Source organism: Parabacteroides bouchesdurhonensis (genome assembly GCF_900186615.1).
Classification (GTDB): Bacteria; Bacteroidota; Bacteroidia; order Bacteroidales; family Tannerellaceae; genus Parabacteroides; species Parabacteroides bouchesdurhonensis.
In genome coordinates this window covers 1601964-1625360 of record NZ_LT896588.1, presented here as the reverse complement: position 1 = coordinate 1625360, position 23397 = coordinate 1601964, and the positions used below count along the sequence as shown (strand labels likewise).

Below are 23397 nucleotides of genomic sequence, written 5' to 3'. Positions count from 1 at the left end.
TTTTTCATTATAATTCTATTTAAACTTTCATTTATGAACAGCGTATCGAACGTCCCAACTTTAAAACCGTTGTCTTATCAATACCATTTAACTCACATAGTTTGGAAACGGTTGTTCCATACTTCCTTGCAATAACACTCAAAGTATCTCCTGATTTAATACGATGATAGACAGGGACCTTGTCCGGCTGGTTGTTTGTTGCGTTATCAGGAAGAGAAGCTACGGCAGCTGCAGATACTTCTACAGTTGTCTTTGTTCGCTTCTTCACGGATGTCGGCCCCTGCGTGTCTTTCCCCTTCGTAGCAGCCGTACTGCCATCCGCACTACAGCGGATAGATTGGCCTAAACGAAGAACGGATGTAGTCTTTAGGCCGTTCAAGCGACAAAGTTCGCCGACGGTCGTCCCATATTGTCTGGCAATTTTGCTCAATGTTTCTCCCGATTTTACACGATGGTACACCATCTGGTTATTAGACGAAGTATAAATATTGCTCTTTCGTCCGTTTATCTTTACATTATGAAATACGTATGTATCCTGATGCGGAACACCGTTTTCAAAATCTATAATCTCTGCCGGATTGATAGCTTGCCCTAAAAAACGGGTTTCGAAGTGAAGATGTGAACCGGTAGAACGTCCTGTATTTCCGCCCAAAGCAATTGGATCACCTGCACGTACAATATCATTTACATTAACAAGCATCTTGGATAGATGACCGTAAATAGTTTCCAGTCCATTCGGGTGACGTACCACCAAATAATTTCCATATCCGCGACGCTCAAAATTACGGATGCGTACCTTCCCATCAAAAGCCGCACGAATAGTATCTCCTATCTGTACTTTCAGGTCTATTCCTTTATGCATACGGCGACGGCGAGGTCCATATTTGGAAGTAATGCGCAACATTGTATCAATCGGCATTGTAAATGTGGTACAATCTATTGCACATGAGTCCGGAAATTCAATCTTTTCTCCTGCCTGAAAAGGATTTACCCAACGGGTATCCCAGTTAGAAGCATATAATTCATCTGCGGGGAACATCAAATTCTCTTGGGCTAATTCCACTCTTTCATTTAGTTCGGCGAGTTCTTTCAATGCAATATCTTTCTTAAAACCAACACGATCTGCCATTAATTCGGAAACTCGTTCATCCATTAACTTAGTATGTTTAGTGGTATTAGGAAGTATCTCTTTCTTTGCGGGATTCTCCGCATTTGCAGCAGAGACCAATACCATGGAACAACATACAATAAGAAATGCCTGTATATTCATTTTTCTACGATTTCAATATTTAGTTCAGGAAAATCAAAGACTTTCAACAAGTAAATTTAAAAGTCAACCTGTCAAAGTTCGTAAAATTACATTAGCCGACAAAAACATATACTGAAAAATTTCTGCAATGACCGTGAATTAAAATAAAAGCAAAGAAATAAACAACAGTACAACAGCAACTTACAACAAAACATGTTTTACAGCATATTAGCTAATCATACCCCAATTTGTCTTACGCGAAAACAATATTTTAAGCCGTTCGTTCAATATCCGGTGTGTATCGGACAATAATTCAGGATCTTCGTCCAATATACCCAGTGCTATATCTCGCGCATATTGAAGAATCTGTCCATCGGCTGCCAGATCTGCAATCTTTAAATCAATACCCTCTCCGCTTTGCCGCGTCCCTTCCAAATCACCATGACCACGAAGCTTTAAATCGGCTTCGGCTATTTCAAATCCATCACTACTATTTACCATTATTTCCAGGCGTTTACGGGTTTCATTCGTTAATTTATAGGAAGAAACTAAAATACAATAGGACTGTTCAGCACCACGACCTACCCGACCACGTAACTGATGTAATTGAGATAATCCAAAACGTTCGGCACTTTCTATTACCATAACTGAGGCATTCGGAACATTTACTCCTACCTCTATTACTGTAGTTGCCATTAATATCTGAGCTTCACCGGAAACAAATTTCTGCATCTCCGTCTCTTTATCTGCCGCCTTCATGCGTCCATGCACCATACAGACTTTATATTCGGGAAACACTTCTTTAAATGTTTCGAAACCATCTTCCAGGTTCTTATAATCCAGTTTTTCACTGCCTTCTATAAGAGGAAAAACCACATAAACCTGCCGCCCCAGTTCTATCTGATTACGAAGAAATTCATAAAGCTGCGCTTTTTTATTATCATAACGATGAACCGTCTTTATCGGTTTACGACCCGGTGGCAATTCGTCGATAACCGACACATCCAAATCACCGTATAATGTCATTGCCAAAGTTCTTGGTATGGGCGTTGCCGTCATCACCAGAACATGAGGCACTACTGTGTTTTTTGTCCATAACCGTGAACGTTGTGCCACTCCGAAACGATGTTGCTCATCTATAATTGCCAATCCCAAAGAAGAAAAAACAACCGTTTCCTCTATCAAAGCATGTGTACCTATTACAATCTGTATTTCTCCGTTAGCAATAGCCGGCAGTATTTTATTCCTGTCTTTCTTCCGGGTAGAACCTGTTAACAACGCCACCTTTACATCTAAATCTTTCAGAAATTCCATAATAGTAACGTAATGCTGCGTAGCAAGTATCTCTGTCGGAGCCATCATGCAAGCCTGACAATTATTATCAATAGCCAAAAGCATTGCCAATAAGCCTACTAACGTTTTTCCACTGCCTACATCACCCTGGAGCAAACGATTCATTTGCCGGCCGCTCCCCACATCCGTACGGATCTCACGTACTACTCGTTTTTGAGCTCCGGTCAATTCAAACGGTAAATAATCTTTATAGAAGGTATTGAAATAGTGTCCTACCGTGGGGAAAACAATTCCTTTCAGTTTCAGCTTCCGTACATTTGCCGTACGGAGTATATTTAATTGAATAAAAAAGAATTCTTCAAATTTTAAACGCAACTGCGCTTGTTTCAGTTTCTCTGCCGATTCAGGGAAGTGAATATTACGCATTGCCTCCTTTAACGGCATCATTTTAATACGTTTCAGTATATCGGGTGAGAGTGTTTCCGGTAAGTCCCAGTTCAACCAATTAAGCAACGAATATTGTAAGTTCTGAATGGCCCGCGAATTGAGAAAAGATTTCTTCATTTTCTCCGTTGTGTTGTAAAACGGAGTTAGTCCGCCGGCAACCTGGTTTACCTGATCTATCGGATCTATATCCGGATGAGGGATATTATAAATATGTCCAAACTCAGAAGGCTTTCCAAATACAATATATTCGAGACCGGGTTTTATTTTATCCGTTATGTAGTTCAATCCCTTGAACCATACAAGGTCTATCGTTCCGGTTCCATCGGTAAATTTCCCAACCAACCGTTTACTGCGACCTTCACCAAAAGTGTCAAAATATAAAATTTTCCCTCTCAACTGAATATAAGGCATATCTCCGTTTATCTCGGCTACTTTATAAAAGCGGCTCCGGTCAATGTATTTATATGGGAAGTAAAACAGCAAATCTTCATACGAAGCAATGCCGGCTTCCTTCTGCAAAACTTCCGCCTTTTTGGGCCCTACACCCGGCAGATAAGTTATAGACCGTTTATCGAGATCAAGCATAGCAATTATCTATTAAACATGTTGCGTAAAAAGAGCTTGTGCAATCAATAAATCAAACGGGGTTGTTATTTTTATATTCTCACGGTTTCCCGATACTGTATGAATCATTTCACCCATAGCTTCCACCACCGAAGCGTCATCCGTAAACAAAGGGGAGAAAGGCTGTTCATAGGCTCTCAACAGAATATCCGAACAAAACACCTGTGGCGTCTGGACAGCTAAATAATGACTGCGGTCTACCGGATGACTGCCATTTTCATCTATTTCACGCAAAGAATCTATCATTGCTACAACCGGAACAGCACATCCGGTTTGTTCCGCTTTCTCAAAACATGCAGTTATCACTTCTTTGGAAACAAACGGACGAACACCATCGTGCACTGCCACTAAGGCTTTTTTATTTCTCTCGGAAGAAATTTCCATTTCTTTCGAGAGAAATTCCAATCCGTTCCGAACAGACTGAAAACGCGTATCTCCACCATTAACGATAACATGCGGAACCGAACAACCAATTTCCCGGCACAACATCTTCCAATAAGGCTGATGATCTTCCGGTAAAACCAGCACTAAACGGGCGGAATTATCCCAACGATGAAACACTTCCAATGTATGCATCAGAATAGGTTTTCCTTCTATTGGTATAAATTGCTTGGGAAGATCGCCTCCCATACGCAGTCCTTTACCTCCGGCAACAATCAGCACATATCTTTTCATACATCTAATTCATCCAGAACTTTTTTCACTTCCTCGTCTACCTTATACAATTTTTCTTTGCATAATTTTATCAAGCGGGTGGCTTCCTTCACTTTCTCGGAAAGTACATCCACATCCAGTTCTCCGTTTTCAATATCGGCCACAATTTTTCGAAGCTTTTCTACCGCTTCATTATATGTTTCTTTTTTTTCAGCCATATTATTTCCTTTTATTTACCGTACTATATACATCACCATCTGCAAAACGCGTTACCAATTCATCACCCGGCTGCATATCCGCAGCATGCTTCACTATTTTTCCGTCTTTCAAAGATAAACTATATCCGCGCTTTAAAATATACTCCGGAGAAGCCATCTTTACAAACTGTTCGGAAAGTTGTATGAAACGTTCTCTTTCTTTTAACTGAGTAATAGTCAAATTCTTTAATTGAAGCTGCATAGCTTCCAACAAAGATTCTTTTGATTTTATTAAAGACAATGTAGAATTAGACAATTTACTTCCCATCCATTGTAAAGCAGCACGGCTCCGTTCAATCCTGTCGATAGCAATAGATGGCAAACGGTTTCCTATTAATTGCAAAAAGTGTTTCTGTTTCTGAATAATATCCGTGGATAATGAACATACGGCTTGTTGCAAACCATTTAATTCAGATTCCGCTGCCTCCATCCGTCCAATTAAGAATTCGGCAACAGCTGTTGGTGTCTTCATCCGGGTATGTGCTACCATATCTACAATCGTATCATCCCGTTCATGCCCGATTCCTGTAATGACAGGCAATGGAAATTGCGCACAATTAGCTGCCAATAAATAAGAATCAAAACTATTCAAATCGGAAGTTGCTCCACCGCCACGAATAATAACAACCACATCAAAACAGTTCGCATAATGATAAATTTTATCCAATGCAGCAATAACTGATGCCTCTGTCTTATCTCCCTGCATAAGAGCAGGAAACAACTTCACATAAAACGGGAAACCGGACTTATTAGATGTCAATTGATTCAGAAAATCTTCATATCCGGCAGCTGTTGATGACGTAATAACGGCAATCCGTTGAGGTAAAGAAGGAAACGGTAATTCTTTATTCAGTGTCAACACGCCTTCATCTTGCAACTGACGAAGAATTTCCATCCGCTTCCGAACCATATCTCCAAGTGTATAAGCCGGATCAATATCCAGAACAGTCAAACTAAATCCATATAACTCATGGAATTCAACTGCAACCTTTACCAAGACTTTCAGTCCGGAAGAAAATAATTGGCCGGTTTCCATCTCAAAGTAAGGTTTCACCATACGGAATGTTTTTGCCCAAATAGTGCCCCGCGCACGGGCTACAATCTGTCCGCTTATAGGATTCTTTTCGATGAACTCCAAATAACAATGCCCCGACGACATATTTGTCCGTACGTCACTCATCTCCGCACGTACCCAATATGTATCAGGAAAAGACTCATAGAAGACATTCTTTACTTGAATCGTCAATTCAAATAAAGAAAATACATCTTTTCTTTGTTCTATGTTACTCGCGTCTTCCAATATGTTTCTTTTGAAGTTTATACGCTTTATATACGTCAGGGATACCATATCCCAATTCAGCATCCGGCCGCTTATATTGGCTGGCCGATTGTTGTAACATCTCTATTATATCTTTGTTGCTCAAATCAGGGAAAGCCTGCCATAAACAGATTCCAAGACCGGCAAGGATAGGAGTCGAGAAAGAAGTACCGTTCGCGTAATGTATATCTCCACGCGTACTAATCACACAACATCCGCTCCCCAAAGCTACAACATCCGGCTTCACCCGGTAATCAGCCGTAAGACCTATCGAACTAAATATACTTTTTTTCTTTTTCTCTGTCACGGCACCCACAGTCACTATATCAGAGGCATCCGACGGAAAAGTAATCTTTTCCCAATAACCATTACCTTCATTACCCGCACTACAGAAAACCAAAATACCTTTTTCGGCAGCTTTATGAGCCGCACGACTGATAAATGCAGTCTTTCCATCTAATGCAGAAGGGCTATATTCCATTTCACTCACATCGTACGTAAAGTATCCTAATGACGAAGAAATAGCGTCTACACCAACACTGTCGGCAAACTCAACTGCAGCAGCCCAATAATCTTCTTCAATCGGATATTCAGAGCGACTGTCTTCACTCTTTATCAACCAATAAGAGGCATCCGGCGCTGTCCCAACCATTATTCCCGGAGCATTTGCGGCCAAACATGACAAAACTTTTGTGCCATGATCATCATCTTCAAAAACACTCTCTCCAGGAAATACAAAATTACGAGTGCCCAAAAGGTTCAAAGAGTCAAAAACACTGATACGGTCTACATTCATAAATCCTGCATCAATTACAGCGACTTCCATGCCCATTCCCCGATAACCGGCGTCATGCAATTTAATACCGTTCAGCATCTTTATTTGTTCCTCAGCATAACCATAATAAGATTTCAGTGGCGAATCTGACGGTTCTAAACGGGAGGAGTCTTTGTATACAGATATCCTCTTATCCAAATCTCCTTTCCAAACCCATTTTACAGAATCTACAAAAGAGAATTTTTTAAGCTGTTCTATCACCGAACTGTCAGAACAGGCAATTACTACGGTAGAAAACCATTTACTCACTACTACCGGAATTCCTCCACATGCCGATAAAGAATCCAGATAAACAGAGGATATTGGTAAGTCGGAAACAGTAATTTCTTTTCCTTGTCTTATCCGCCTTTCAATAGCTCGTCCCGAAAGATATGCTTCGGGTTTGTCCAAACTATATCCGGAAGGACCTTTATCCTTCAAATAAATCCGGAAACAATATCCTTCATCAGCATAAAGGCATAATGATACAAAGTTCAAGAATAGCAATATGATATATTTATTCATATAATACACTCTTCAATATACATATGTTACAAAGGTAAGAATAATACATAAAATATAAAATAGGACCATTTTCTATCGGATAAAATGCAAATATACCAGAACCTAAGTTTATAGAGTAAGACAGATTTATAGGAAAAAGGCAGGTTCCAATTCTTTCACCGGAATGAAAGGTTTGGAACCTGCCTTTTTTCTTTACTTCAATGCTATTGATACTACAAGTCAGTCAATCAGAGTATCTCTTTTACATTACAAATTGGTATTTCTCGTTTTACACTTTGGCGCAAAGAGATAAGAGTTTCCGTAGCTGTAACACCTGGAATTTCTTGTATTTTAGAGTTCAACAACTCCATCAGGTGTTCATTATCGCGAGCATATAATTTGATTAGCAAAGTATACGGACCTGTTGTGAAATGGCATTCAACGACTTCTGGAATCTTTTCAAACTCAGGAACGACATCTTTATACATAGAGCCACGTTCCAGCTTTACGCCGATATATGTGCATGTATTATAACCCAAGATTTTCGGATTAATATGATACCCTGACCCTACGATTACATTCATATCAATCATGCGCTGTACCCGTTGATGAATAGCTGCGCGAGAAACACCACATTCTTCGGCAACATCCTTAAAAGGAATCCTGGCATTTTTTGAAATAATGTTCAATATCTGCCGGTCCAGTTTGTCTATCTTCTCCATTTTAAAATCGCTTTACAATATGCATTAATGTTTACTTTATCAAAAGTATATAATTTATTTCATTCAAATATCATTCTGAAAGAAAAAAGTGACAAATAAATAATAAAAGCGGGCAAATAATGCTTTTTAGCATATTTTGCCCGCTTTATATATAAACTTTAAGATATATTACTTCTTGTCGTCGTCTTTTACGATATCCAGTAATTCAATTTCAAACTTCAAGGTACTGTTTGGCTTGATATCCTGTCCTGCACCACGTTCCCCATATGCCAACTCTGCAGGAATCCAGAAAATATATTTAGAACCTACAGGCATAATCTGTACACCTTCAGTCCAACCTTTAATTACATTATTCAAATTAAAAACAAGTGGTTCACCACGATCAATTGAGCTATCGAACTTAGTGCCATCCAACAAGGTTCCTGTATAATGCACCTTTACTTTGTCAGTAGCTTTTGGCTTCGGGCCATCACCTTCTTTTTCTATTTTATATTGCAAACCGCTTTCAGTTGTAAAAACACCATCCTTTGTTTTATTTTCGGCTAAGAACTTTTCTCCTTCTTCTTTTGTTTTCTTAGCTTCGCGAGCTTGAGCTTCTACAAAATAAGTCTGCAAATATGTTTGAGCAGCCTGCGGAGTCATTTTTGTTGAATCACCTTTAATAGCCTGAACAAAACCAGCAATCAAAGCATCAATATTAGCTTCGCCACCAGGCAAAGTCTTTAAATTTTCTTTATAACCAGCACCTGTGCTTACACCTATAGCGTAGCTTGCGCTGTCAACTGCAGTTTTTAAATTTGCAGTAGGATGAGAATCACAAGAAGTTGCAAAAATACCTAATGCTGCAATAGCAACAGTAGCCAATACACTAAACTTTTTCATTTTCATTTATACTTAATTATTTTACGATATCCAATAATTCAACATCAAAAACCAACGCACTGTTCGGTTCGATAATCTCTCCTGCCCCTTGTTCGCCATAAGCTAATTGGGAAGGAATAAACAATCTCCACTTAGAACCAACCTCCATTAATTGGAGAGCTTCTACCCATCCGGGAATAACCTGTGATACACCGAACACCGCGGGTTCGTTTCTTTGCACAGAACTATCAAAAACAGTTCCGTTAATTAATGTACCATGGTAGTGGCATTTTACTTTATCCGATGCAGTAGGCTTTGCACCTGTTCCCTTTTTCAGAACTTCATATTGCAATCCGCTTGGCAGTTCTACAACGCCAGCTTTATGCTTATTAATATTCAAGAATTCTTCACCAGCCTTTTTATTGATTTCCAGCTTTTCTTTCTGCAGCTTCATGAAATATTCATTAATTACCTGCTTTGCTTCATCATAGCTGATGACCGGTTTTGTTTCGGATAAAACATCTTTCAATCCTTGAACAAAATCTTCTACCTGAAGATCTTTAATACCTGAGTTCTGAAAATTGTTTCCAATACTTAAACCAAGCGCATAACTTACTTTATCCATTTTTTTCTTCTTCAACTATTTATGAAGCACAAAAGTAATGCTTTTAACAAGACTATCATCAAAAGGAAAGACTTTTTTATTACTTTTGCATCAATTATGAATGAACGGCAAACTGAATTATCTCAATTTTCTATGCTCTTTGATCAATTTAAGGAGCCTTTCATTTTATTTGCTAATTCATACGTTCGTGACATTGCAGCTGCTGAAGACATTTATATGGAAGCAATAATGCTTTATTGGGAAAAGAGAAAAGATCTTCCGGAAAGTGTTAATATACCAGCTTATGTATTAACTTGCGTAAAAAACAGGGCTATAAATTACCTTCGCCATCTGAATGTTATAAATGAAGCCGAAGACCAAATTATGGATCAGCACACCAGAGAACTTAGTTTCCGCATATCATCCCTTGAATCATGTGATCCTTCAGAGCTATTTACGAATGAACTAAAACAAATTATTAGAACAACGTTGCATGAAATGCCGGAACAAACCCGCAAAATATTCTTTAAAAGCCGGTATGAAAATAAAACCTACAGAGAAATAGCTACAGATATGAACGTTAGTATTAAAACGGTTGAGTTCCATATCGCAAAAGCATTGAAAATTCTCCGCATAAAGCTAAAGGATTATATGCCAATCGTAGCACTTTTCATTTCCTGCTAAATAGTATTTTTATGTTTATGTAAAAATTAGGAACGATGATAGAACGTTTTGCTGCAATAGATTTTGAAACTGCCAACGGGAAAAGAAGCAGCATATGCAGCGTTGGAATTGCTATAGTAGAAGACAATACAATTATAGAAAGTATTTATACTTTAATCCGTCCCACTCCTAATTATTACACTCGCTGGACCACAGCTATTCACGGTATCACGTCCCATGACACGAATAACGAACCTGATTTTGAAGAAGTATGGGAGAAGATAGAGCCTAAAATCAAAGATATTCCTCTCGTTGCACACAACAGTCCGTTTGATGAAGGTTGTCTGAAAGCTGCATATTCTACATTCGGATTAGCTTATCCCAAATATGATTTCTATTGTACTTGCCGATTATCCCGGAAATTATACCCTTTCCTGAGGAATCATCAATTGCAAACCGTAGCAAGTTATTGCGGATACGATCTTGTTTATCATCATCACGCAATGGCAGATGCTTATGCTTGCGCCCATATCGCCAACACAATGATGAAAGAACAAGGAGTAGAATCCTTACAAGAGTTGATCCGGACGATTTACTAAACTTGTTTTCCGGCAATCTTATCAACCACAACAGCTATAGCACCATCACCTGTAACATTACAAGCTGTACCGAAACTATCCATTGCGATATAAAGAGCAATCATCAAAGCCTGCAATGTCTCATTAAAACCGAGCATTCCTTGTAACAATCCCAAAGCGGCCATAATAGCTCCTCCGGGAACACCGGGAGCAGCAACCATTGTTACACCTAGCATCATAATAAAACCTCCAAACTGCGAAATGGTGATCGGCTCACCTGCCATAATCATAATCGCCATAGCACAAGCTGTAATTTTCATTGTACTTCCGGATAAATGGATCGTAGCACACAAAGGCACTACAAAGATGGCTATATTCTCACGAACACCATTTTTTACAGCCTGAGCCAATGTTACAGGTATCGTTGCTGCAGATGACTGTGTACCCAAAGCCGTTGCATAGGCAGGCAACATATTCTTCAACAAACGCAATGGATTTTTTCCGCTCACTCCTCCTGCTATCGTAAATTGAATTAATAAGAGTAATACATGCAATACGAAAATGACGACAATAACTTTCAAAAACATGGTAATAACACTCATCACCTGCCCACTAACCGTCATATTCAAAAAGATACCAAAAATATGCAGCGGCAACAATGGTATAATAATAGCTTCTATCAGTTTAATAATAATATCTTTGAAATCGGAAAATGTATCTCGTAAAGTCGTACCTTGTATATTTGAAATCCCCAAACCAATAGTGAAAGAGAGCAACAATGCCGTCATTACATCCATTAACGGAGGCATAGCAACAACAAAATAAGGTTTCAACATAAAATCTTCCGGATTCTCCATTGCTGTTAGCTCCGTATTTGTAGGCAAGATATGCGGAAAAATAGCAGAGCCACTCAAATAAGTAAAAAACCCCGAGAAGATTGTCGAACCATATGCTATCAACGCTGTTATAGCAAGCAGCTTACCAGCACCTTTGCCTAGTTCTCCTATGGCAGGTGTTACCAAACCAAGTATAATGAGTGGTATTGAGAACGAAAGAAAGTTTCCGAACAATGAATTAAAGGTAACAAATATACGCGCTAACCCCAACGGCAAAAATTGTCCGAACAATACACCGGCAGCAATAGCAATAATAACTTTAGTCAGTAATGTGATCTTTATCTTCTTCATGGATTTGTTTTATTTTGAAACCTAAAGTTGCAATAATAATACTCATTAACGGACTTATCAAATTAAAAAAGCAATAAGGCAAGTAGGTTAGCGTTGCCACCCCTAAAATTGTGGCCTGGGTCATACCACATGTATTCCACGGGACCAATACCGACGTAACAGTTACAGAATCTTCTGTAGTACGACTAAGCAAACGGCTTTCATAACCTTTCTTTTTATAAATATCTTTGAACATGTTTCCCGTCAAAATAATAGAAATGTACTGGTCGGCAGTACAGATATTCAAAAATAAACCCGATATAACCGTTGAAGCCACCATGCCTATCCGGCGTTTCATAAAACGGAGAAAAACCGATGTTATACTTTCCAACATACCACTAGCCGTCATTGCTCCGCCAAAACACATCGCGCAAAGAATAAGCCAAATCGTATTCATCATACCCGCCATTCCACGTGTAGCTACCAATTTATTTAATGCTTCATTACCTGTTTCAATCTGCGTACCACCATAAATAGTCATAAACAAACCTTTGAAGGAAGACAAAGCGCCTTTCATTGAAATACCGGATATCTCGTGTAACAAATGAGGCTGAAAGAAAAGAGCAAAGACTCCGGCTAATGCTGTTGAAAGGAATAATGTAATAAGAGAAGGCACTTTGCGTGCAATTAATATGCCTGTTACCAAAGGTACCAGTAATAGCCAAAGTGAAATATTAAAGGTATCCTTCAATGATTCGGAGAATGCAGCTATTTGTCCACTACCAACTCTTGTATGTGCAAAACCGGCAATCGTAAAAATTATCAATGTTATAATCATTGATGGTACTGTTGTGTACATCATATAACGGATATGCGAGAACAAAGGTGTATGTGTAACCGATGAAGCCAACACTGTTGTATCCGACAACGGAGAAATTTTATCACCGAAATAGGCTCCCGAAATAATCGCTCCGGCAATCCAGCCGGTCGCAAATCCTTGAGCTTCCCCTATTCCCATCAATGCAATGCCGATAGTTGCAATAGTAGTCCAGGAACTTCCTGTCATAACCGAAACTATTGCACAGATAACACAGCAAGAAGCCAAAAAGAAGCTGGGGTGCAATATCTGCATTCCATAATATATCAAGGTCGGAACTACTCCGCTAATCATCCATGTCCCGGACAAAGCTCCAATCAACAATAGTATAATTAATGCAACCGAGACGCCTAATATGTTATTGCATATAGCCTGTTCAATTTCTTTCCATTTAGTCCGGCAGAATAACATCGCAAGAAGAGAACATACTGCAGTAGTGGTAAGCAGCACAACTTGACTACCACCACTCAACGCATCACTGCCAAAAGTACGAATGGTGAAATATAAAAGGATGACCAAGACAATGATTGGTACTACTGATAGTAAGGGCGCTGGTAACTTTCGAGAATTATTCTCCATTTATTCCTTTCTTATAAAAGCTTTTTGTTAGTATAACATCGGCAAATATAATGAAAAGATGATAATACAGAAACTATTCCCTAAAATCACCAGATTCCTGTTTGAACAAATTAAATATTTCCTCATCCGACAAGGCGATCCCATAAATTCGGGTAGCACCGAATTTCATATCCGAGAAACGGCTATAGGGCATTTCCGCATTACGTCCTAATGTCCAGGGCAATTCTGTAACAGATAAATCACCCTCCACTGGTATCTCTTGTTTCAGCTGCCCGTCTATATATAATTTTATACTGGAACCCGTACAAACTCCGGCTATATGATGCCAAGCAGTATACCAGTCTTCAGGAACTGTAACGTGACATTCCCCACGTCCCCAACCGCCAGCAAAGAAGACCAATTGACGTGGATTTCCCATTTTTAGCAGAGTATAATCTCCCTTTGTAAAAAAGTCGGCATCACCCTTTGGCTGTTTCTGAGGGTAGATCCACGTAGCCATAGTTAATTGATTATTGTAAACAGCCTGCAAGCTTTCAGAACGTGGAAAGACAATATAGGTATGACCATTTGTACGGACTGTTCCTTGTTTCCCTTGTTTACCCCAAGACAAATCTCCACTCAGCTGTCCATGATTATCAAAACCGGACAAATCATATACAAATGCAGAATCTCTCCGGATATAATCCAAATAGAGCAAACAGGCATCCAATGCATGCTCATATACCTTTATTTGTTTCGTTTGGTCTAAAACATTTATTTCTACAAAACCCGGTTTACTTGTAGTAAAAGGTAAAACAATAGAAATTTGTTCTCCCGGCTCCAAAAGAATTTGATGCTGCGTAATTAATTCCTCATTCATCCGAACAGGAACTCTTCCTTTATATAAACGGCCGGAAATATTCTTATAAGTAAGTTGCCAAAACACCGTATCATTTACGGGAATGAGGGAAGGTGCCGCAATATGTGTACAAACAACCGGCTGTTTACGTTTTGTAGAATCCTTCACTAATACAATAAACTTGTTTTTTTCTAATGCTATTGAATGTTTACCTTCTTTATATAAAGTAAAGGAAAGAGTATCCTGTATTGCCTGCCCCTGCTTAACCAATACATGCTTAGAGGCTATTAAAGATAAGTCGTCATACAAACAGGCAACAAATGTTCCTGTGGAACCTGTATTCCTAACATTAAATATCATTCTGTTAATCTGATCTGGGTACATCGTCTTATCCACTATAGAAGAGAATGCAACATCAAAGTCAGGTTCGTTCTTTGTTTCCGAAAAAGGCTTCGTATAAGAGGAAAAATCGGCTACAGGAGCACCATAATCATAAACAAGTTTTCCTCCTTCAACTATATCCTGATGCCTAATATACATCTTCATATACCTGTCCCCATTAAATACGATAGAAGGGAACACCTTCTCGCTCCAATTTCCAACGCGAGATAAAGATAACTTTTCTCCATTTTGCAAAGAAAGCTCTATCTTATTAAACAACGGAGGTGTCAATACATATTCACCCGTGCCGGGACAAGCAGGGAACAACCCGATGGAACTCAATACAAACCAACTTGACATTGACCCCAAATCATCATTACCCGGAATACCACCCGGACGTGAAGAATAATCTTCATTCAATATTTTATTCACAGTTTGACTGGTTAGATCCGGCCGGCCGGCCCATGTAAACAAATACGGATAATGGAACACTGGTTCGTTATCATGTATAATTTCACCTTTGTCATATCCATCCTGTAAATGAGAAACAAAAACGTCATTTCCTCCGGATAAATTGATTAAATCTTGCACGTTATGGGGGACAAAAAAAGAGGCCGTCCATTTATTACTCTCCTGATAACCAAGCTCGCCGGAATTACGAAAGAAACCATTGCTGTCCTTCGGTAAAATAAACAACGTCTGCTCATCAAACAAATTACGATAATTATATGAACGGGTAAGTAGCTTTTCGGCCTCCTGGGTACGTCCCGTCAGGCGGGCAAACTGCCCCAACACCCAATCATCATAAGCATATTCGGTAGTGACGCTGACTGATTGTTTACGGGATGCGTCTAAATAGCCGGCCTGTGTATATTCATCTAGAGTCGACAATTTATCCGGTTCTCGATAGCACGACAACATGGCTTTATATAAATCATCTGCATTTTCATCAGTCGCGCCCTTAACATAGGCATCTACTAAAACAGGAATCATATGTAAACCGGTCATAGGGCCTTTTGGAAAAGCTCCCCGGCAACGATATTCATTCATTGCCGAACGTAACATATCTTTTTGTCTGTCCGGCTTCAATAAAGATAAAAGCGGATGTAATGTACGGAACGTGTCCCAAGCCGAAAAACCACCATACACATTACCCTCCTCCACCTGGCCATCTTCATATTTACCATCCACATCCGAAACAATCCACGGCAATAAAAAAGAATGGTACAAAGCGGTATAGAACTTTTCTTTATTCACCTCATCAACTGATTCTATATGAACACAGTCCAGTTCTTCATTCCAATGATTATATACCGTTTGCCTGACAATATCAAAATCCCATCCGGGCATCTCTACATTCATATTTCTCATGCTACCATCGAAACTATGAGAAGAAGTACCCAGTTTTACCAATAATCCATTTTTTGTTTGCTCCTTCCGGAAAGTAATGTAAGCCGTATCATTCCTTAAAATGCAATTTTCCCAAGGTTGATTAAAACGAATAACGGAATGCATATATTCGGCATTCAGCGTATTTTTGTCTTCTATTGATAAAGCCCCCGCTCTACAAAGCACCAGCGTAGTCCACCCTTCTTCAGAGTGATACTGAAAAAGGCCTGTTCGTTCCATTGCAGTAACCTCCACCCTGTCTCCAGCTTCAAAACAAACACTATAATATCCGGGAGTAGCCTGTTCCTGCTGATGAGAGAAAACACGACCATCATATTCATCCGGAATACACTCTATTCTTTGAGGAAAAAAGGCAAGATGAATAACACCGGCCGAACCGCTTGGATAGCCACTATGATGACGGGCACAGGAAAAAAAACGAATCTTATCATCTTCATAATAATAACCCGCTTCGGATGGACGTTTGCTTGTTTCGGGAGTTAACTGAACGTGCCCCCACGGTGCCACTGCTCCGGGATAAGTACCTCCATAATTCCCCCATAAAGTAGGCGCATGGCTCTTACCTGTCCCTATAAAGGGATTCACCAGTGAAGCATTCTGCCCGTAAATAAATGAATAAACAAACAGAAAGGCGAATAGTAGTGACAAGGATAATCCTTTTTTCATAATATATCATTCTAAATATGTAACAACACAAAAACAGTAAACGAAGTCTTTCCTATTGAAGCAATAAAATTAATACAATTATGGAAACAAATCCTTATTTTTGTTGATATTCTAAACTAGAAGGATATGAAAAAGAAATTAGTTGTATTAACAGGTGCAGGTATGAGTGCAGAAAGCGGAATCTCCACCTTTCGTGACTCCGACGGACTATGGGAAAAATATCGTGTGGAAGACGTTGCAACTCCTGAAGGATTTGCTGCCAATCCGGAACTGGTACTTAACTTTTATAACCAGCGACGCAGAGAATTACTGAATACCAAGCCCAACGCAGGACATATCGGTTTGGCCGAACTGGAAAAGGATTTTGATGTACGCATCATCACCCAGAATATCGACAACCTGCACGAACGTGCCGGAAGTTCTTCTGTAATTCACTTGCATGGTGAGCTAATGAAATCGTGTCCGGTAGGCGACATGAATACCACTTACGATATTTCACCCGATAATCCCGACTTGCATGTGGGAGACAAAGATAAGAATGACCGTCAGTTACGTCCTTTCGTAGTATGGTTCGGAGAAGCTGTTCCAATGATAGAACCAGCCATACGCGAGGTAGAAGCTTCCGATATAGTGGTGGTCATAGGCACTTCGCTGAACGTATATCCCGCTGCGGGGTTGCTAAACTATGTGCGTAACAGACAACCTGTTTTCCTGATAGATCCGAAAGAAGTCAAAACCTTTCGCAACGATGTTCAACATATCCGGACCGGAGCATCCGAAGGAGTAAAAAAGCTAAAAGAAATACTGAAAGGTTTTAAATGAAAAAGGCGACTATTACAGCCGCCTTCTTATTCTGTGCTTATCCCAAATTATTCAAGATATCTGTTTTACCTTCGTTTATAAGGCGGTAAATCATCTCGCCAAAAAGAGTGTTTACCCAGGCAAACCATGAACGGGTAAAATTCTTCGGATCATCCATATAGAACGATTCGTGCATGAAGCCCGTATCAGCATCGGTATCACGCAACATCTTTACACACTTACGGATTTCCTCTTTATCATCAGTAGTATTACAACGCATGATGATACTCATCGGCCAGATATAACCAATCCCTACATGCGGACCGCCAATACCTTCACCGGCTGTTCCTTTAAAAAAATACGGGTTATCTTCACTCAAGATCATCTTACGGGTATTCCGGTAAACAGGGTCATTCATATCTACGCATCCCAGATAAGGTAAAGCTAACAAACTAGGCACATTGGCATCATCCATAAAGACATGATTACAAAAACCGTCTACTTCAAAAGCATATACCTTACCATACTTCGGATGATTGATAATACCATATTGTTCAACAGCGGCTTCTACTTCATCGGCTAACGAGTCGCATTTACGTGCAAAATCATTATCATTTTTAATCTTACGCATCATCTCTGCCAACTGACGAAGAGAAGTTATAGCAAACAGGTTAGAAGGGATCAGGAAGCCAAACAGAGTAGCGTCGTCCGACGGACGGAAAGAAGAAACAATCAATCCCACCGGTTTAACGGGGCTGCCCCAACCATCGTTCAGCAGCGTATCTCCCTGTCGATCTGTTACACGGGTAAATTTGTACGGACCCAAATTATCTTTGCGTTGTTGCTGAATAAATGTTTTATAAACGGACTGCATGGCTTTTTCCCATTCGTCATCGAAAGGAGAGGTATCTCCGGTTTTCTTCCAGAAATGATAAGCTAAACGAATCGGATAGCAAAGAGAGTCTATCTCCCATTTACGTTCGTGAAGTTCTTTCTTCATTTCGGTGTTATCACTTTCCCATTCGCTACCTGTCGCACCTTCGTTGAAAGCATTAGCGTATGGATCGACATTAATACACCAAGTCTGACGATTGATTACGCCGGCCAACATAGCCTTCACTTTCGGATCGTCATTGGCAAACTGGATATGCGGGAATACCTGTGCAGAAGAATCACGTAGCCACATGGCATGAATGTCACCGGTAAGAACGAATGTGTCCGGTTTGCCGTTAACTATCTTATGTTCACAGGTAGTGTCTAATGTGTTCGGAAAACAATTCTCAAACATCCATGCCAGTTTCTGGTCTTTCAGTTTGGATTTTGCAGTCTTAATTGCATTTTCTACGGCGGCAGAAGTAAACTGACGCTTTTCCGGAGCCGGGCGCTGGCATACATATTGCATAGCAGCTCCCGATACAGGTGCCTGTGGAGTATCTACTAAGCCGGCAAACGATTTCTGTCCTACCATCAAGCCTGCCAATGCAAGGCTTCCGTTTCTCAGGAAGTTTCTACGTGTTGTCATCTTTTTTATGTGTTTAATATGTAGTTATTTAATGTTACCGATTTCCGAATACAATTCAATCATACAGGCATTATCCAGCAACCATTTAAATGGTTTACTGTCATTGCCAGTCCAGTCGTTACCTAAAAATCCGTTTTCATCACGGGCATTCATCCATGCGTAACGAGCATTTTCCGCCATAGTATTTATATATTCAGGGTTATTGTCTATCTCATACAAAGCAATAAGCCCACGCGACAAAATTACATTAAACCACGGACTTGCGGAATAAAAACGGGCATTTGTTCCATTTATACCCCGACGTATTTTTGTAAAATATTCGTAAGAGCCTTTTGCCGTACGCTTTGCATCATTCAGAAATTGCTCATCGCCGGTTGCTTTATAAAGCAAAACTCCTGCTTGAATCATTTGTCCGCTATTATAGGTATATTTAGCTTTGCCGATAGTACCATTCAACTTAATATTGTCCCAATATACGGAATCTTCCGGATCACACAAATACTTCATCGTCCAATTATAGGTTTTTTTCGCCAGATCCAAATAATCATTGTCTTGTGTAAGATTATAAAGTTTCATGCAGAGGACTGCGGCAGGTGCATTGGAGCAGGTATTCTTAGAAGTTTTCTTCTGTTCGCACCAGTAAATTCCTCCTTCCAGTTCATCACTCCAACCGCTATAAATATATTTATGTAAATCCTGCGCTTTATGAAGATACTCTTCATTTTTTGTCAATGCATACAAGTCACAGAAGTCAATAGCCAGCCAGTCATTATCGTCATAAAAACGATCACTTTCCCCATTAAACATCGGATAACTCTGATAACAGAACGGTTCCCGGATATTGTCCCAATATAATTCAAGTCCCGGAAGAATACGTTCCTCTAAAATTCTCAGATATTTTTCATCCCCCGTATTCTTATACAAAGAAATCACACCGGACAACATTCCGGAATATGGCCACAAAAAAGATACTTCCTGATTGCGTTTTTGCATAGTTCCTTCCGCCAGATAAGTAATTTTATTGTCGGGGTTAGCCGGATATGTTTCCTGCAACAAACCATATTTCTCTACGTTATATTTATTCAGAATGTTTGTCAACATACTGTCCGCCATTGCCAAATCATTGTCTTTCTCATTTGTAGATGCTGGCGACATACAAGATGTCGCCCAACATATACTCACCGCCGCGAGAGCGATAAATCCTTTTGCCTTCATATATAATATCTATTCCGTATAAATTACCAATTCTTTTCCTTTTTCCAGCTGATCATGAGATATAAACCAGCCATCTACTTTTTCTCCGCCATAAGTAATACCGGTAATTTTCCGACCGGCGCCATTACCTGTCTTCTGTTTGGTAATAGAAAATGTTTTGTTATTTCCTAATGTAAATGAAATCTTATCAAACAGCGGAACGCATATAATATACTCCGGATCGGCCGGAGAATAAGTATACAGACCTATTGCATTGAATACATACCATGATGACATTTCGCCGGCATCATCCATTCCGGAATAGGCCAGCTTATCGGCTCCCATGTCATAATAATGTCCCATAATGCTGTCAAGTATAGCCTGAGATTTTTCTTGTTTGCCGATAAAATAATAGGTATAAGGGACACTATGGTCCGGTTGGTTACCCTGACAGTAATTTCCTATAAAGCCAGTCATATTATGGGCTTCATAACCTCTCCAAGGTTCAGTAAACAAAGAATCCAACTTCTGCTCTACAGCCTCTTCACTCGGGTAAAGGGCAATCATACCTTCCGGATCATGAGGTGCGAAGAAAAGAGATTGCCATGCATTCGCTTCACGATACATATACGCATAGTACGGATAATACGGATCAAAGTCGGCAATCCAACTTCCATCATCAATACGTCCCCGCCAGAAACCGGTACCCGGATCAAACAAATTCTTGTAATTGTTTGTACGTTCCATCAGCTTCTTATAGTTCTCTTTATCACCTAGCTCTTTAGCTAATAAAGCCGTAGCATAATCATCATAAGCATACTCTACTGTCTTTGTTACAGCTGCTTTATATTCATCCCATGTAGGAACATCAGTCGTATCTTTTTCGGCAATCCAACCCTTCTCTATATATTCATCCAAATAAGGGCGTCCTCCACGTCCTGGAACCATAGCATTCTTTAGCAATAAATTATACGCACGTTTCAAATCAAAATCCCGAAGTCCGCGCAAATAAGATCCGGCAACAAAAACAGAAGCGTGATCTCCATGAAAAAAGGTAGGCATATAGCCATTTCTTTTTTCACCTTTATCGGTGATAGACTTAATAACATCGGTCGTCACATCTGGAGAAATCATTCCCAAAAGCACTAATTTATTACGGTAATCATCCCAAAAAGAGGGATCGGTATAATAACGAAAACCTTCATTCACAACATCTCCTTTTACATCAGTATAATCTCCATTGACATCACTGCGCAACGCCGGCCAAAGAAAAGAACGATACAGACATGAGTAAAAGATCCCTTTCTCACGTTCAGTACCACCGGTAACATTGATTTTAGAAAGTAAATTTTCCCATACTGTATTAGCGTCATTACGCACCTGAGTAAAGCTTTTATTCAACATTTCTTTCTCCAGATTCATCTTTGCATTTTCCACACTAACAAAAGAGAATCCTATTCTAAGTTCCAGAGGCTCTTTTCCTTTACTTTCATCAAAATCGACAACAGAAACCTCATGTTTATCATCTTTTACCTGTTCAATGTCTTTTACTTTATAATTAGAAACGGCATAGAAATACATTTTACCCTCTCCGTCCTGAAAACCGGAAAAAGTATGATCATCAACTTTCTGTATGCCCCATTCTTTTACCCGATTGTTTGAACGTGTCATATCCGCTACAAGTTTCTTGTCATCTTCCGGCTTAAATGTATATTTATGAAAAGCACAACGAAGAGTAGAAGTCAATTCCGCATTAACTCCATATCTCTCAAGAAAAACCTGATAATAACCCGGATGTGCTGACTCATTATCATGATTATAATGGGAACAATAATCACTAGGGGTAACAGTTCCCGTAACAGGAAGTAAAGGTATATGACATAAATTCCAATGCCCTTTATTAGTATGGGTGAAGCCATAAATAACCGTATCTTCATATTGATATCCTGAACCACTGTGAAACTGTGTTACAGGACTTAACTGAACCATCGCGTTTGGCAAAGATGCTCCCGGAAAAACTTCGGCACCCCAGGTACGCGCTTTCATTTTACGAACATATCCCAAATCTTCGGGTTCCCAAAGGGTAGCCGTTCCTAAAAAGGGATTTACATAATCTGTTAATTGTTTATCTGATTTGCAACCCGTAATAAAAGTCAATACAATCAGAAGCGAAAAAAGAATCGTTTTTTTCATAAACACAACTTGTTAAATGATAACTACAACATTTCCTTATCTTCTAAAAGAGCCATTGCTTCAATCAACATACAACCGCTCAATTGTTCCGTCAGACCGGTAGAAGCACCGGAACGTGTTCTCCAGTCAATACCGAAAAATACCGCAGGTTTACTAGTACCCAAAGTCCACAACGTCTCCGCATTGTGTTGCAAAAATTGTACATAACGTTTCTTTGCTGTAGCATCCAAACGGTTCTGCTGAATCAATTCTGTAAAATAACGGACAAAAATACCTTTGAAAAGTCCGCCGTCACCATCTCCTTCACTTTTAAGTATTGAATTATTAACCAAGCTACTTGTCGTATAATCGGCAGCTAAAACAGCATCATTCAGATAAGCCTTTTCTCCCATTATTTTATGCAGTTCCACTGCCGAACCTATAAAAGTCCCTTGATTATACGTAAAGACCCAATTCGTTTGTATTTCTCCGGTCTCGCTGTTTATGTTATCGTATACCATCCCATTGTTACTGTTAAACAAGGTACTTTTTTCCCAGCTATAGATTTTGAGAGCCCATTCTTTATTACTCTCATCACCAAATTCCTGATACAAACGGGCCGCTAATATACAAGCCGGTCCATTGGAACATGCGTTTTTACTATATTCCATCCCTTTTTTCCAGGTAATGCCGCCACCTGCATTATTATTCCAGCCAATTTTGATATATTCCCATATCTGTAATGCAGCATCTTTATATTTCACATCATTGGTTGCTTTATAGGCACGAAGAATGGCAAGGGCATTCCATTCCATATCATCATAATAATCGTTTTTAAAAGTATTACCGTTTTTAATTTTTACACCTTCAAACCATTGATCAAATAAACTCTTATACTTATTGTCGCCTGTACGCTCATAAGCATCGATCAAAACATCCAAAGCATGTGCTTGTGGCCAATAATGGAAATCTATTTTTCCATTGCTGTCATAATTAAAATATTTTCCGCTTGTATTCCAAAAAGAATTAACTAATGCCTCACTACTGCTATCTGCCGCAGCATACCAGCTTATTTCACGTCCTCCTTCAGAGCCAGAGTTTGTGCCATTATCGTCGCCTCCGCATCCCACAAGCCATACGGATAGAGATAGCAAAAGAAGAATTGTTCTCATGATATTACATTGATTATAAAAAATTAAGAAC

At 39.5% G+C, this 23397-nt stretch carries 19 protein-coding genes; 3 read left to right on the top strand and 16 right to left on the bottom strand.

The features are described from left to right. Positions 1-31: 31 nt before the first annotated feature. The 9 genes from C1721_RS06975 to C1721_RS06935 all read right to left on the bottom strand — a co-directional run bounded on the left by C1721_RS06975 (position 32) and on the right by C1721_RS06935 (position 9368). Positions 32-1270 carry a peptidoglycan DD-metalloendopeptidase family protein gene (locus C1721_RS06975; RefSeq protein WP_102407717.1) on the bottom strand — a complete coding sequence of 413 codons (1239 nt, stop codon included), beginning with the start codon at positions 1268-1270 and terminating at the stop codon, positions 32-34. A gap of 207 nt (positions 1271-1477) precedes the next feature. Then, entirely contained in the window at positions 1478-3574 is a 2097-nt protein-coding gene (gene recG, locus C1721_RS06970; RefSeq protein WP_102407716.1) for an ATP-dependent DNA helicase RecG, read from the bottom strand. 12 nt (positions 3575-3586) lie between these two features. Continuing rightward, entirely contained in the window at positions 3587-4288 is a 702-nt protein-coding gene (locus tag C1721_RS06965; protein WP_102407715.1) for a 2-C-methyl-D-erythritol 4-phosphate cytidylyltransferase, read from the bottom strand. After that, a complete protein-coding gene (gene xseB, locus C1721_RS06960; protein ID WP_102407714.1) occupies positions 4285-4485 on the bottom strand; it encodes an exodeoxyribonuclease VII small subunit in 201 nt (66 codons plus the stop codon). The genes C1721_RS06965 and xseB overlap by 4 nt, the downstream gene beginning before the upstream one ends. A gap of 1 nt (position 4486) precedes the next feature. Continuing rightward, positions 4487-5827 (bottom strand): exodeoxyribonuclease VII large subunit, encoded by a 1341-nt coding sequence (gene xseA / locus C1721_RS06955; protein ID WP_420872730.1) that lies wholly within the window; start codon positions 5825-5827, stop codon positions 4487-4489. Next, entirely contained in the window at positions 5808-7181 is a 1374-nt protein-coding gene (locus C1721_RS06950; RefSeq protein WP_102407713.1) for a S8 family peptidase, read from the bottom strand. The genes xseA and C1721_RS06950 overlap by 20 nt, the downstream gene beginning before the upstream one ends. A 227-nt stretch (positions 7182-7408) precedes the next feature. Continuing rightward, a complete protein-coding gene (locus C1721_RS06945; protein WP_102407712.1) occupies positions 7409-7882 on the bottom strand; it encodes an Lrp/AsnC family transcriptional regulator in 474 nt (157 codons plus the stop codon). 168 nt (positions 7883-8050) lie between these two features. Next, entirely contained in the window at positions 8051-8764 is a 714-nt protein-coding gene (locus C1721_RS06940; RefSeq protein ID WP_102409300.1) for a BamJ family beta-barrel-assembly machinery protein, read from the bottom strand. A 16-nt stretch (positions 8765-8780) separates the two neighbouring features. Continuing rightward, positions 8781-9368: a BamJ family beta-barrel-assembly machinery protein gene (locus C1721_RS06935; RefSeq protein WP_102407711.1), complete on the bottom strand. Its 588-nt coding sequence runs from the start codon at positions 9366-9368 to the stop codon at positions 8781-8783. A gap of 21 nt (positions 9369-9389) precedes the next feature. On the opposite strand from C1721_RS06935, the gene C1721_RS06930 reads away from it, so the two are divergent. Further along, positions 9390-10031, top strand: coding sequence for an RNA polymerase sigma-70 factor (locus C1721_RS06930; protein ID WP_227472072.1), 642 nt, complete (start codon positions 9390-9392; stop codon positions 10029-10031). Positions 10032-10069: 38 nt separating this feature from the next. Then, positions 10070-10609 (top strand): 3'-5' exonuclease, encoded by a 540-nt coding sequence (locus tag C1721_RS06925; protein ID WP_102409297.1) that lies wholly within the window; start codon positions 10070-10072, stop codon positions 10607-10609. On the opposite strand, the gene C1721_RS06920 is transcribed toward C1721_RS06925, so the two are convergent. From C1721_RS06920 to C1721_RS06910, 3 genes are all read right to left on the bottom strand, one after another. Further along, complete coding sequence (locus tag C1721_RS06920) at positions 10606-11775, bottom strand: dicarboxylate/amino acid:cation symporter (protein ID WP_102407710.1); 1170 nt, start codon at positions 11773-11775, stop codon at positions 10606-10608. The two genes, C1721_RS06925 and C1721_RS06920, sit on opposite strands and share 4 nt — an antisense overlap. Next, positions 11744-13210, bottom strand: coding sequence for a Na+/H+ antiporter NhaC (gene nhaC / locus C1721_RS06915; RefSeq protein WP_102407709.1), 1467 nt, complete (start codon positions 13208-13210; stop codon positions 11744-11746). Before nhaC ends, C1721_RS06920 begins: the two co-directional genes overlap by 32 nt. A 73-nt stretch (positions 13211-13283) precedes the next feature. Beyond that, positions 13284-16505: a GH92 family glycosyl hydrolase gene (locus tag C1721_RS06910; protein WP_102407708.1), complete on the bottom strand. Its 3222-nt coding sequence runs from the start codon at positions 16503-16505 to the stop codon at positions 13284-13286. Between the two features lie 126 nt (positions 16506-16631). Between C1721_RS06910 and C1721_RS06905 the strand changes: the two genes are divergently transcribed. Next, positions 16632-17327, top strand: a complete 696-nt coding sequence (locus C1721_RS06905) for an SIR2 family NAD-dependent protein deacylase (RefSeq protein ID WP_102407707.1) — start codon at positions 16632-16634, stop codon at positions 17325-17327. Positions 17328-17364: 37 nt separating this feature from the next. On the opposite strand, the gene C1721_RS06900 is transcribed toward C1721_RS06905, so the two are convergent. The 4 genes from C1721_RS06900 to C1721_RS06885 form a co-directional block, all read right to left on the bottom strand. Next, complete coding sequence (locus C1721_RS06900) at positions 17365-18828, bottom strand: glycoside hydrolase family 125 protein (protein ID WP_102407706.1); 1464 nt, start codon at positions 18826-18828, stop codon at positions 17365-17367. 24 nt (positions 18829-18852) lie between these two features. Continuing rightward, positions 18853-19983 carry a glycoside hydrolase family 76 protein gene (locus C1721_RS06895; RefSeq protein WP_234347600.1) on the bottom strand — a complete coding sequence of 377 codons (1131 nt, stop codon included), beginning with the start codon at positions 19981-19983 and terminating at the stop codon, positions 18853-18855. Positions 19984-20052: 69 nt separating this feature from the next. Continuing rightward, positions 20053-22215: a GH92 family glycosyl hydrolase gene (locus C1721_RS06890; protein ID WP_102407705.1), complete on the bottom strand. Its 2163-nt coding sequence runs from the start codon at positions 22213-22215 to the stop codon at positions 20053-20055. A 23-nt stretch (positions 22216-22238) separates the two neighbouring features. Continuing rightward, complete coding sequence (locus C1721_RS06885) at positions 22239-23366, bottom strand: glycoside hydrolase family 76 protein (protein ID WP_102407704.1); 1128 nt, start codon at positions 23364-23366, stop codon at positions 22239-22241. Between the last annotated feature and the right edge of the window lie 31 nt (positions 23367-23397).

Excerpts from the sequence above, each read along its gene's own strand:
- C1721_RS06930 (WP_227472072.1), top strand. The coding sequence starts at position 9,390 with ATGAAGCACAAAAGTAATGCTTTTAACAAGACTATCATCAAAAGGAAA.
- C1721_RS06905 (WP_102407707.1), top strand. The coding sequence starts at position 16,632 with ATGAAAAAGAAATTAGTTGTATTAACAGGTGCAGGTATGAGTGCAGAA.
- C1721_RS06965 (WP_102407715.1), bottom strand. The coding sequence starts at position 4,288 with ATGAAAAGATATGTGCTGATTGTTGCCGGAGGTAAAGGACTGCGTATG.
- C1721_RS06910 (WP_102407708.1), bottom strand. The coding sequence starts at position 16,505 with ATGAAAAAAGGATTATCCTTGTCACTACTATTCGCCTTTCTGTTTGTT.
- C1721_RS06890 (WP_102407705.1), bottom strand. The coding sequence starts at position 22,215 with ATGAAAAAAACGATTCTTTTTTCGCTTCTGATTGTATTGACTTTTATT.
- C1721_RS06900 (WP_102407706.1), bottom strand. The coding sequence starts at position 18,828 with ATGACAACACGTAGAAACTTCCTGAGAAACGGAAGCCTTGCATTGGCA.
- C1721_RS06940 (WP_102409300.1), bottom strand. The coding sequence starts at position 8,764 with ATGAAAAAGTTTAGTGTATTGGCTACTGTTGCTATTGCAGCATTAGGT.
- C1721_RS06935 (WP_102407711.1), bottom strand. The coding sequence starts at position 9,368 with ATGGATAAAGTAAGTTATGCGCTTGGTTTAAGTATTGGAAACAATTTT.
- recG (WP_102407716.1), bottom strand. The coding sequence starts at position 3,574 with ATGCTTGATCTCGATAAACGGTCTATAACTTATCTGCCGGGTGTAGGG.
- C1721_RS06950 (WP_102407713.1), bottom strand. The coding sequence starts at position 7,181 with ATGAATAAATATATCATATTGCTATTCTTGAACTTTGTATCATTATGC.
- C1721_RS06975 (WP_102407717.1), bottom strand. The coding sequence starts at position 1,270 with ATGAATATACAGGCATTTCTTATTGTATGTTGTTCCATGGTATTGGTC.
- C1721_RS06945 (WP_102407712.1), bottom strand. The coding sequence starts at position 7,882 with ATGGAGAAGATAGACAAACTGGACCGGCAGATATTGAACATTATTTCA.
- xseB (WP_102407714.1), bottom strand. The coding sequence starts at position 4,485 with ATGGCTGAAAAAAAAGAAACATATAATGAAGCGGTAGAAAAGCTTCGA.
- C1721_RS06920 (WP_102407710.1), bottom strand. The coding sequence starts at position 11,775 with ATGAAGAAGATAAAGATCACATTACTGACTAAAGTTATTATTGCTATT.
- C1721_RS06895 (WP_234347600.1), bottom strand. The coding sequence starts at position 19,983 with ATGTCGCCAGCATCTACAAATGAGAAAGACAATGATTTGGCAATGGCG.
- C1721_RS06885 (WP_102407704.1), bottom strand. The coding sequence starts at position 23,366 with ATGAGAACAATTCTTCTTTTGCTATCTCTATCCGTATGGCTTGTGGGA.
- nhaC (WP_102407709.1), bottom strand. The coding sequence starts at position 13,210 with ATGGAGAATAATTCTCGAAAGTTACCAGCGCCCTTACTATCAGTAGTA.